The organism is Paenibacillus sp. 01L418, from assembly GCF_056400045.1.
Genome location: NZ_JBFTSN010000201.1, coordinates 1 through 11,336, shown reverse-complemented (window position 1 = coordinate 11,336; position 11,336 = coordinate 1). Strand labels below are relative to the sequence as shown.

At 43.7% G+C, this 11,336-nt stretch carries 11 protein-coding genes and 1 pseudogene; 9 read left to right on the top strand and 3 right to left on the bottom strand.

Going from position 1 to position 11,336, the window contains the following annotated elements:
• The 6 genes and pseudogenes from AC1DSE_RS21005 to AC1DSE_RS20980 form a co-directional block, all read left to right on the top strand.
• Positions 1-287 (top strand): annotated as a pseudogene (locus tag AC1DSE_RS21005) (pseudouridine synthase); the annotation flags it as partial.
• Between the two features lie 88 nt (positions 288-375).
• Positions 376-906 (top strand): redoxin domain-containing protein, encoded by a 531-nt coding sequence (locus tag AC1DSE_RS21000; protein ID WP_477510536.1) that lies wholly within the window; start codon positions 376-378, stop codon positions 904-906.
• A gap of 17 nt (positions 907-923) precedes the next feature.
• Positions 924-2,582, top strand: a complete 1,659-nt coding sequence (gene resB / locus AC1DSE_RS20995; protein WP_477510564.1) for a cytochrome c biogenesis protein ResB — start codon at positions 924-926, stop codon at positions 2,580-2,582.
• Positions 2,579-3,838 carry a cytochrome c biogenesis protein CcsA gene (gene ccsA, locus AC1DSE_RS20990; RefSeq protein ID WP_076271376.1) on the top strand — a complete coding sequence of 420 codons (1,260 nt, stop codon included), beginning with the start codon at positions 2,579-2,581 and terminating at the stop codon, positions 3,836-3,838. Before resB ends, ccsA begins: the two co-directional genes overlap by 4 nt.
• Before the next feature lie 38 nt (positions 3,839-3,876).
• The gene (locus AC1DSE_RS20985) at positions 3,877-4,593 is read left to right on the top strand and encodes a response regulator transcription factor (RefSeq protein ID WP_053376699.1); all 717 of its coding nucleotides are present in this window, start codon (positions 3,877-3,879) and stop codon (positions 4,591-4,593) included.
• Positions 4,594-6,060 carry a HAMP domain-containing sensor histidine kinase gene (locus AC1DSE_RS20980; protein ID WP_441883361.1) on the top strand — a complete coding sequence of 489 codons (1,467 nt, stop codon included), beginning with the start codon at positions 4,594-4,596 and terminating at the stop codon, positions 6,058-6,060.
• Positions 6,061-6,191: 131 nt separating this feature from the next.
• Here AC1DSE_RS20980 and serA read toward each other — a convergent pair whose 3' ends face one another.
• Positions 6,192-7,784, bottom strand: coding sequence for a phosphoglycerate dehydrogenase (gene serA, locus AC1DSE_RS20975; protein WP_477528133.1), 1,593 nt, complete (start codon positions 7,782-7,784; stop codon positions 6,192-6,194).
• Positions 7,785-8,024: 240 nt separating this feature from the next.
• Between serA and AC1DSE_RS20970 the strand changes: the two genes are divergently transcribed.
• Positions 8,025-8,351 (top strand): rhodanese-like domain-containing protein, encoded by a 327-nt coding sequence (locus tag AC1DSE_RS20970; RefSeq protein ID WP_477528132.1) that lies wholly within the window; start codon positions 8,025-8,027, stop codon positions 8,349-8,351.
• 15 nt (positions 8,352-8,366) lie between these two features.
• Here the strand turns inward: AC1DSE_RS20970 and AC1DSE_RS20965 are convergent, their stop codons facing one another.
• Positions 8,367-9,287 carry a hypothetical protein gene (locus AC1DSE_RS20965; protein ID WP_441883365.1) on the bottom strand — a complete coding sequence of 307 codons (921 nt, stop codon included), beginning with the start codon at positions 9,285-9,287 and terminating at the stop codon, positions 8,367-8,369.
• A gap of 111 nt (positions 9,288-9,398) precedes the next feature.
• Here AC1DSE_RS20965 and AC1DSE_RS20960 point away from each other — a divergent pair, with 111 nt between their 5' ends.
• Both AC1DSE_RS20960 and AC1DSE_RS20955 read left to right on the top strand, forming a co-directional pair.
• Positions 9,399-9,992 carry a CPBP family intramembrane glutamic endopeptidase gene (locus AC1DSE_RS20960; protein WP_339203301.1) on the top strand — a complete coding sequence of 198 codons (594 nt, stop codon included), beginning with the start codon at positions 9,399-9,401 and terminating at the stop codon, positions 9,990-9,992.
• Positions 9,989-10,222 (top strand): hypothetical protein, encoded by a 234-nt coding sequence (locus AC1DSE_RS20955; protein WP_076271370.1) that lies wholly within the window; start codon positions 9,989-9,991, stop codon positions 10,220-10,222. Before AC1DSE_RS20960 ends, AC1DSE_RS20955 begins: the two co-directional genes overlap by 4 nt.
• Here the strand turns inward: AC1DSE_RS20955 and AC1DSE_RS20950 are convergent.
• A complete protein-coding gene (locus tag AC1DSE_RS20950; RefSeq protein ID WP_477510538.1) occupies positions 10,212-11,069 on the bottom strand; it encodes a polysaccharide deacetylase family protein in 858 nt (285 codons plus the stop codon). The two genes, AC1DSE_RS20955 and AC1DSE_RS20950, sit on opposite strands and share 11 nt — an antisense overlap.
• Between the last annotated feature and the right edge of the window lie 267 nt (positions 11,070-11,336).

The following is an 11,336-nucleotide window of genomic DNA, read 5'->3' as shown; positions in this document are numbered from 1 at the left end:
AGCTAGAGGATGGCATGACCGCGCCTGCAGAAGTGGAATATCATGATGTGGATACGGACGGAAATGAAGCAACGATTACAATTACGATTTTTGAAGGCCGGAACCGTCAGGTTCGCCGGATGTTTGAAGCTATTGGACATAAGGTGATTAGGCTGAAAAGAATTCGTTTTGGCGAAGTTGGACTTGAAAACCTAGGCAGAGGAAAGTATCGTCATCTCACGCCTCAGGAAATTAAAGAATTGCTTGCGATAGCGCAAAGCAAGACACATAAAGTTCATAAAAAGTAATCGACGGCGGCAGTAATTGCCGTCGACTTTTCGTTATAATGGTAATATTCGTGGCTGCATAGAAAGAAGCTGGTGGTGAAAAACAATTATGGGAAAATCGCGCAAGACGGTACAAATTGTCATTTTGATTGCCGTCTTGATCATAGGTGGGTACGCAATTGGATCTACCTTATTTGTCGCGGATGACAAAGGTCCTTTAAAGGAAGGCGGGAAGCCGCCTGCATTTGAGCTTGTTGATTTAGAGGGCAATCTTAAACAACTGTCTGATTATGAGGGGAAAGCTGTCGTCATTAATTTCTGGGGCACATTCTGTCCACCGTGCGTGAAGGAAATGCCGGAGTTTGAACGACAGTACGCGAAATGGAAGGATCAAGGCCTTGTGATTTTAGCTATAAATTTAAGCGAGGACACGTTGACCGTGAACAATTTTGTCCGTCGTTTTGATTTGAACTATCCGATTCTGCGCGATGTAAATCGCAAAACAGAACGCAGCTATGGTCTAAAGTCATACCCTACTACTTTTTTCATTAATCCAAATGGGACGATTATGGAAATAAAAGTAGGAGGCATGACGGAAGAGGAAATTGATGAACGGATTGAACGGCTTCTTCAGCTGTAGGAGGTATTATTGTGTTAGTGGTTGAAAACACAAAATGTGAGTGCGGTCATCAAAATTCGATAGGCACCGTACTATGTGAAAGCTGCGGCAAACCGCTTGTAAACGATACGGTTTCCGATTTGCCGTTAGAAATGCGTTACGATGGTGTTGCTCGTCGATCGCAAAAAAGTAATCCCAATTATATCGATAAAATATGGAATTTTTTCTCGTCAGTCAAAATTGCGATTTATTTGATCGTCATTACCTTTTTGACTGCGATGCTTGGAACAATTTATCCACAGGAAAACACATTCATAAATAACTTAGATCCATCCGTTTATTATGAAGAAACTTATGGATTTCTTGGCAAAATGTATTATTTGCTAGGATTATCACATACGTACGAATCCTGGTGGTTCATTGGTTTGCTTGTGATGATTGGCACCTCACTCGTTATTTGCAGCTTGGATCGTGTGCTCCCGCTTTATCGGGCACTCAGCAAGCAGCAAATTCGTAAGCATCTGCAGTTTATTCATCGTCAGAAGACGGTATTTAAATATCAGATTGAAGGCGATGAGGAAAAATGGGTTGAAAATTTCGGCATGCAGCTGAAACGCAAAGGTTATCGCATTCATCGAGATGGCTCTGCGCTGCTTGCGGAGAAAAATCGTTTTAGCCGCTGGGGACCCTACATCAATCACATTGGCCTTATCTTGTTTCTTCTAGCCATATTGGCAAGAAGCATTCCAAGCTGGCAAATGGATAGCTACATAATGGTCCCTGATGGGGATACGGTCCAAATAGCGAATACGAATTATTATGTTAAAAACGAAAAGTTTACTGTAGAGTATTATAAAGATGAAGAATTGCCGGACAAGCTTAAAGGAATAAGCCGTGCGAAGCTTTTTGAGACAAAAGCGGTTCTTTATGAATGCGTTAGCAACTGCAGTGACCAAACAAAGAAACCAGAGCTTAAAGAAGTAGAGCGGCATAATATTATCGTCAACGAGCCGCTTAAGTACAAAGGATTAAAGCTGTATCAATTTGATTATGATACAACGCCTCGCTTGAACGCTGTGCATCCTATTCTCATAGATAAAGCGACGGGAGAGAAATACGGTCCGTTCGATCTACCAATGAAGGATTCAGCGCTGCAGCATAAGCTTGGGCCATATACCCTTGATTTATATGCGAATTATATGGAATTTGCAATTGGCGACAATGGCGAGCCAACGACTTTGTCACGTGATCCGATTGCTCCGGCGTTCGTATACACGGTTAAAGGTCCAGGACTTGATCCAAAAGGTGAGCCGTATATGTATTTCCCAATGCAAAAGGATAAAGTTAAATTTTCGCAGGATGCCATTAATCACGGTATCGCGGATAAGATAGAAATTCGAGTGGACGGCATGGAAAATGTAGATTTCTCTGAAGCATCCACTTACTTGAACGTAAGGATGGATAAGGCGCTGCCATATGTTTGGGTAGGTGCAGTGTTCTCCATGCTCGGCTTGCTGATGGGGTCCTATTGGCAGCACCGCCGAATTTGGCTGCGAGTGGACAATGGAGAGCTTTCATTGGGCGCTCATACGAATAAAAACTGGTACGGTATGCGCTCAGATGTAGCGGGAGCCCTTAAAAAAATAGGGATAACCGTAGATCCGAAGTCGCTAGATAACGGAGGGAACAACGCGTGAGCTTAGTCGATTTTAGCAGCGACGCATTTATTGTCGCATTTTTCCTGTATTGCTTCGCATTTATGTTTTATGTCATTGCCATTGCGGGTAAGAAATGGAGCAATCGTGATCCTTTGCAGCATGAGAAGCGTTGGGGACGAATTGCATTCATTACTTCGAGTCTTGGTCTTGCATCGCATTTGACCTTCTTCTTTACAAGATGGGCTGGAAGCGGCCAAATTCCAACGAGCAATATGTATGAATTCATGACTTTCCTTGGAATGGCAATCATGATTGCATTTACGATCGTCTTCAGTATTTACAGAAAACCGCTGCTGGGCATGTTCTCATTGCCGCTAACTGTAATTATTGTTGCTTATGCCTCTGTGTTTCCGCAAGAGGTACAGCCGCTAATACCGGCTCTAAACAACTACTGGCTAAAAGTACATGTAACGACAGCCGCTCTCGGCGAAGCATTTTTTGCCGTTGGTTTTGCTGCCGGCCTCATGTATTTGCTAAGAGTGGTTGATTTCAAAAGCAAAACAAAAGAAGCAAAAAGATCGCAGTTCTGGGTCGAGTTCTCTTTATATACGATTATTCTAATTGTAGGTTTTATCGTCGCTGTATTCGCGTTCCGCGGAATGGGCTATGAAGCGAAATTTATTCAAGAAACATCTACTATTGATGCCAAAGGAATAGAGTCGACGACTTCGGAGACAGTAAATTATACACTGCCGCCAATTGTTAAACCTTATAACAGCCAGGTGGTCGAATATGAATCATTCCTCGGCATGAGCAAGCCATTATTCGAAGCACCATCTTGGATGGAAGGCGCAAATTCAGGACGCAAGTTTAATACCGTTATATGGACGATTATTTCAGGCTCCTTGCTTTATGGCTTGCTGCGCTTAGTATTCAGAAAGCCGCTCGGAGCGGTCATTCATCCTGTTATGGATGGTGTAGATCCAGAAGATTTGGATGAAATCAGCTACAGATCCATCGCAATTGGATTTCCGATCTTTACACTCGGTGCATTAATATTCGCGATGATATGGGCCAATATTGCATGGGGCCGTTTCTGGGGCTGGGACCCGAAAGAGGTTTGGGCTTTAATCACTTGGTTGTACTACAGTGCGTATTTGCATTTCCGTTTATCGCGCGGCTGGCAGGGAAAACCTTCTGCATGGCTCGCTGTAATCGGCTTCGTGGTTGTACTATTTACGCTTGTTGGGGTTAACCTCGTCATTGCAGGTTTGCATTCCTATTCTGGTGTTTAGAACTTAGATTGAACTTAGATTGAGAGGAGAATTGCCCTATGTCTGATTATTCAAGCCGTATTTTGGTCGTAGATGATGAAGAACGTATCCGTCGCTTGCTCAAAATGTATTTAGAGAAGGAAGGCTACACAATCGACGAGGCAGAAGACGGAGAAACTGCCCTAAGATTAGCTTCAAATACGGATTACGCGCTCATTCTGCTTGATGTGATGCTGCCAGGAATCGACGGCGTAGAAGTGTGCTCTCGTCTGCGTCAAGTGAAGGCTACTCCTGTCATTATGCTAACGGCTAAAGGTGAAGAAATGAACCGTGTGCAGGGCTTTGAGGTTGGCGCGGATGATTATGTCGTCAAGCCTTTTAGTCCACGCGAGGTTATCTACCGAGTGAAGGCTATCTTGAGACGATCCTCGGCTACCGCGTTCTTAACAAAAGAAATTAATTCAAGCAACAATATTGTATTCCCTCATTTGGTTATTGAGCATGATGCTCACCGTGTAACAGCTGGTGGACAAGAGGTAAGTTTAACGCCTAAGGAATATGAGCTGCTGCATTACTTGGCAGTATCGCCTGATAAAGTGTTCTCTCGTGAAGAGCTTTTGAAGGATGTATGGAACTATGAGTTTTTCGGTGACTTGCGGACTGTCGACACCCATGTAAAACGTTTGCGCGAGAAATTGAATAAAGTGTCTCCTGATGCGGCATCCATGATTACTACCGTTTGGGGAGTCGGCTATAAGCTAGAGGTACCTAAGTAAATGAGCTTGTGGCATCGTTCGATTGGCAAGTTGTACCGCAGTGTAGTTGGAAAGCTCTGGGCGACAATCATGCTGCTTGTTGCTGTCGTATTGCTTATCGTTGGCGTATTTTTACTTCAATACGTTGACATATGGTTTAAAGAAAACAATACGCATCAGGTGAAAGTGCTTTTTGTTGTAACAGCGATTATCGGATTTTTGTTATCAACATTTTTTGCTTTCTTCTTATCCAAAAAAATTCAACAGCCGCTGCTTCAACTAAAGGATGCAGCGGTATCGATTTCTCAAGGCAATTATACAACCCGAGTTCATATACGCTCCAGCGATGAGATCGGTGAGCTTGCGGATACGTTTAACCATATGACGGAGCAGCTGAATAAGCTGATTCATGACATCAATCATGAGAAAAACCATCTTGCGAGCATTTTGCGAAGCATGGGAGATTCAGTTATTACCTTCGACGCGGAAGGTAAAGTCATACTCACGAATCCAGTTGGTCATTTGCTAATCAATCAGTGGTCAGGAGTAGAGCTTGCTTGGCAAGAGGATGAGTCCGAGAGCTCGACTGCATATTCCGAGGTTCCAATGCCGCTCCGCGAGTTGTTTCAAAGAGTGATGGAAGAGGGCAGGGATGTTACCGATAAGGTTCATGTTCTAAGCAGCGTGTGGTCAGTTGTAATGGCTCCGCTGCAGTCGAAGGATGTTATTCGCGGGGCTGTTGCCGTTATCCGTAACGTAACGGAGGAGCATAAGCTTGAGAAGCTGAGAAGAGATTTTGTGGCTAACATCTCACATGAGATCAGAACGCCGCTATCGATGCTGCAAGGCTATAGTGAAGCTTTGCTTGATGATATTGTCGTGTCGGAGGAAGATCGCAAGGAGCTCGTTCAAGTCATTTATGATGAATCACTGCGAATGGGCAGACTCGTAAATGATTTTCTGGATATCGCTAGAATGGAAGCCGGCCACGTCGATATGAACTTCCAAGAGATAGATCTCGCCCATGTCTTGAAGCGGGTACATCGGAAATTCCAGGTGTATGCGAAGGAGCGCGAAGTGAGGCTGGTCGCGGATCTGCCCAATGAGTCGCTGCTTGTAAAGGAAGCTGATGAGGATAGATTGGAGCAAGTATTGACTAACCTCCTTGATAACGCATTGCGGCATACGCCATCTGGCAAGTCCATCACCATTTCTGGGCAGCATGCGAATGTAAATGGAAGACAGTATGTAGAGCTTCGCGTCAGAGACGAGGGGCAAGGCATTCCAACCGAGGATGTACCCTTTATATTCGAACGCTTCTATAAGGCAGATAAAGCGCGTAAACGCGGCTCATCAAGTGGAACGGGACTTGGACTTGCCATCGTAAAAAATTTGATCGATCTTCATCAGGGTCGAATTGTAGTCGAAAGCAGTGCAGGCACAGGCACATCGTTTACAATCTTACTTCCTGTCGAAGCTCATCAATAGTTGTCAAAGCGCCCCTGTTGGGGGCGCTTTTTTTGTAGAAAGCAGAAGATAATTCTTGTTGTTCGTGAAACAAAAGAAGAGCCTGTCGATTCATTCGGCAGGCTCTTCTTCTATATAGTAAACAAATTTATTTAAAAAAGTGTAATTTCTTTGGCTGTGTTTAGCTCAGGCATGCTTGTAAGCTGCTCAAGCACTTCCTTAGGTGTCGCTTTATCCACACGCAGAACCATGATTGCGGAGCCGCCAACAAGCTGACGACCTACTTGCATCGTTGCAATGTTAACGTCATTGTTGCCCAGAAGCGTTCCAACTCGTCCGATAATACCAGGCTTATCGTTATGCGAGATTAGAATTAGGTTTCCTTCAGGCGTCACATCAACTGGGAACTTGTCGATTTGAACAATACGAGGTCCGTAACCAGTGAGCAATGTGCCGGAAACAACACGTTCTTCTTTTTTCGTACGAAGGGACACGGTTACCAGGTTCGTAAAGTCTTTCGAAGCATGCGATTTTTGAACGACGATGTTTACATCGCGCACTTTCGCCAGGTGAAGGGAGTTAACCACATTAACCTGCTCTGCGCCAAGGTGATGCGCTAGAACGCCGCGAACGATATAACGAGTAAGTGGCTGCGTATCAACCTCTGCAAGCTCACCAGCATAACCTACAACGATTTCGGTAACAGCACCTTCAGTTGATTGTGCAATAAAGTTGCCAAGCTTCTCGCCAAGTGTAAAGTACGGCTGAAGAATGCTTTGCAGGTTTGCCGGAATCGGAGGCATGTTAACTGCATTGATAAATGGCTCGCTGCGGAGAATATGAAGCACTTGCTCCGAAACGTCAATCGCAACGTTTTCTTGTGCTTCAACAGTCGAAGCGCCAAGATGCGGAGTTACGATAATTTTTGGATGTGTCAAGAAAGGATGGTCATTAGCAGGAGGCTCCACTTCGAACACGTCGAATGCGGCGCCAGCGACAATACCTGCATCCACTGCATCAACCAAAGCAATCTCATCGATGATGCCGCCGCGCGCGCAGTTTACAATACGCATGCCGGGCTTCATTACTTCAAATTGAGCTTTGCCGATCATATGGCGAGTTTCTGGCGTTAAAGGTGTATGTACAGTCATAAAATCTGCACCTCTAACAATTTCATCCACGCTAGCAAGCTTCACGCCGATTTTTGTTGCTCTTTCTTCTGTCATAAACGGGTCATAACCCAAAATATCCATGCCGAAGGCTTTTGCGCGTTTGGCAACTTCGCTGCCGATACGTCCCATACCGAGTACGCCTAGCGTTTTGCCGCGAAGCTCAACGCCTAGGAAGGATTTGCGATCCCATGTTCCATTTACTGTTTTCATGTACGCTTGTGGAATATGACGGGCTACCGCCATCATCATAGCAAATGTATGCTCACAAGTTGTAATGGTGTTGCCATCTGGTGCATTGATTACGATGATACCGCGCTGAGTTGCTGCGTCTAGGTCAATATTATCGACGCCAACACCTGCACGGCCAACTACTTTAAGCAGTTTGCCAGCTTCCATAATTTTTGCTGTTACGCGGGTTTGGCTACGTACTAGCAACGCATCGTATTCACCAATAATTGCAACTAATTCGTCTTCGCTGAGTCCAGGTTTTTTGTCGACTGCGACATCTGACGCATCAACAAGCTGCTGAATGCCCAAATCGCTGATTGGATCGGAAACTAACACTTTAAACATGTGAAGTATGCCTCCTAAAATGGGGCGAAGCTATTAGGCTTCGCTTAATATGAACAGAAAAACCCTCTACCCGGCACCGTTGTGCAGCAGCGGGTCGAGAGTTTGATCATCGAACTTAGACTTTTCTATTTTAAAGCAATGTGGTGGACAAAAGCAATCCTCAAACTTGCTGAATTGTGAAAATTTCGTTATGATTCAAGCATCATTAGCAACAATTTACGACATTGGAGGTCTTTATTCATGACGAAATGGCAGGATGTGACACCGCAATTTTTGCTTGAACTGCTAGGGAATGGACAAGTAGAAGCAAGTCAAATCATAGATGTAAGAGAAGAGTTTGAATGGGAGTTTTATCATTTGGAGACATCAAAATTAATTCCAATGAACACGATTCCTGTGYGACTGAATGAGCTTGACGACACGCTGCCTATTTATATCATCTGCGCACATGGCGTACGAAGTGTAGCGGTTTGCAATTACTTAGAAGAAAAAGGCTACAGCAGCCTTCACAACGTTACCGGTGGGATGGCGGCTATAGCCTCTTTACAAGGGTTTCAATATGATTAACAAAAGAATTGGAATTTAATTTGTTTCAGGGTAGAAAAAAGGTAGCTGCGGCAGAAGTGCCTGTTGATAAAGCCTTGATTTGCTCTCATTGAAGTCACCTGAACGAACGGCTTCCGTATTAATCAACAAATCAACAACAGCAGATACGGAATGTAATTTTAACTTAGTTGCTTGTCCAGATTGGACAAGCTCATCTACTCGACTTGTTAAATCGTGCGGATAATAGGCAGTAAGTTTTTTGCGAGTCATTAGCTGATCAGCCATTACTTTGTTTTTTATCGTAATGTTAAAGTTTTTCCATGCTGACAGTTCCAGCAGAGCTGGAGCCTTGTATTCTGAAGGAATATCAAGATCTACCGTTGCTGACCATTTCAGCATAGCGGAGTAATATTGCTGCTGAGCGTTTAGTGCAAATTGAGCGGCAGAGAGATAGGTTTTATCTTGTTCGACATTTTTCATTAATTCATTAAAGGATAATTTCTTTGCACTAGCCGCTGCGTTGACAGCAGCTTCATTAAATAGTTTAAGACTTCGTATGTAACTAACCTGAGCTTCTCCGAGCAGTGGAGATTTTTGCATATCAATCGAGCTTGCTTCATCTGCTTTGGTACTAGCAAGTCTTGCCAAATCTTTAAACATAGAAGTTGCTTCAAATGACTTTCCTTGCGATAATTTGTTCATAGCTGCGAACCATTCGTTTTGAAATTCACGATAAGGCAGAAATACAGTATGATAGAACGATACCAAGTCTTGTTGCTGGTAAGGGGTTGCTGAAGCGGTTGTTGTTTTTGCGTCATCTGCTTCATTCACATAGCGGGCTTTAGTCTTTTCAGTGCCAATTTGAATGCCATAGAAAAAGGCTCCAACTGTACAAATAAGTAGAAATACAAATCCAACACTGAATAACATTGCGGTTGTCGTTAATTTTTTTTCCATCTCTATCTCTATCTCCTTCTATGTAAAAAAATAATTCTGTCGATTTGTTCTACCAGTATAGGTGAAAAGGTCGAAAAAGAAAATATGAACGTTCCAGACAGGCGGGAAGCTATGAAGAAATTTGATATTCGCAATATTCGCATTCGAAAGGTGTCCGTTGATGAGCTAGATGACCGCATGCTGTTAATCAATTTATATGCTACGCAAGCATTTACTTTTATTATCGGTTTAATATGGGTTTTATTTCAGCATCAAAATGTGATTGCTTTATTTACGCCTCCAAAGGAGCTTGCATTTGTTTATTGGGGTGCAGGCTTAGCAGCAGCTGTTATCATAGTTGACCTGCTTATTTCGCGCTTTGTTCCAGAAGAAGCAAGCGACGATGGCGGAGTAAATGATCGTATTTTTCGGACGCGGAAGGTTTGGCATATTGCAGTTATTTCCTTAGTTGTAGCTATTTGTGAGGAATTGCTCTTTCGCGGGGCGATTCAGCATGCCATAGGTCCCTATTGGACAAGCATAATTTTTGCTACTATTCATGTAAGGTATTTAAAACATTGGATTCCCACCGGACTCGTATTTTCGATTAGCTATGGCTTAGGCTGGATTTATATGGAATCAGGTACGATTTGGGCACCGATTATTGCACACTTTTTGATCGATTTCATCATGGGTTTAATTATAAGATTCAGGAGGGAGTCATGAGCAGGAAAGAAAAGTTTGGAAATTCGAGAGCTTCAGCACAGCATGAAGAGACGGCAGAGCCGTCCATCATCGGAACGGATTCCAATCAGGGAGAAGCTCTGCCGCCTCGGCGAAAGAAACATCCTACACAAATGAATAAGGTTACAAAGTTTTATTACAATTTATTGTTCCTATTGTTTGTAAGTTTAGTTGGTGGACTTTTTTGGTATGGCTTAAAATTTAGCGAGTGACCTCAATGGTGGCTGGATCAATGAATCCGTAGCCTTTGTTTTCAAGTGAGGTGAGCAACTCATCAAGAGCGTCGGCAGTCCATTGCAGCTCGTGCATAAGTATGTTGGCGCCGGGATGCAGCTGCTCCAGCACATTTTTAATGACAACCTCAGGCTTGTTTTTGGCCGTTTTATCCCAATCAAGGGAACCATTTGACCACGTCATGTAAAGCATGCCGTGGTTTTTTGCAATTTCCTTGACCGTATCACCGCCAGAGCCGTACGGAGGGCGGAAAAACAATGGTTTTTTATCTATTAAAGCTTCGACATCTGTTTGAACATCGCCGATTTGCTGTTCAACGACTTCTTTAGCTTCTTTTTTCAAATCGTTATGATCCCAAGAGTGGTTGCCGATTGTTTGTCCGCGTTCATCAATGAGCTTCAACAAATTGGGATTTTTTTTCACCCGATAACCATTTACGAAAAAAATCGCTTTAGCCTTATGTTTATCAAGGGTATCGAGCATGCTGGTTAAGACGGTTTCATCTTTTGGCCCATCATCGAAAGTAAGCAAAACAACCTTGCTTGATGTACTCTCCTCAATCGGTACGAAGCGATAGGCTTCGCTCATTCGATATAGTGCTGTTATGCTGGTTTCCTGCTCACTCGAAGCGGTTGGCGTAGGTTCCTCACTCGTTACGACTGTATCATCGTTTATTGCATTGTTTGAGCTTTGTGTAGTCTCGGGAACGGCTGCTGTCTCAGTGGCTTCAGTTGAAGACTGCAGGCTCTCGTTTTGCTGCTGCGCACTGCAGGCCGTTAGAAGCGACCCGAGAAGCAGAATGATTATAGGCAGGTTACGCTTCATGATGCTTGCCCTCCATAATTTTGATGTAAATGCTGCTGAAACGACATCATTGTATCATATTTGCCTAATAGAAGGATAAGGATGATTTCCTTATTTTATATGGAATGGCGCTTCTGCTTGTCGGTCAAACTAACAACTGAATACGCAAGATGAATTAGGAAAGAGGTGTTCGAGATCATGAGGTTAAGTGGCTTTTTAGTCGGTGGAATAATTGGCGCAGCAGCAACGGTATATATCTCGCGCAGAAAGCCTGGAGCAGTATCATGG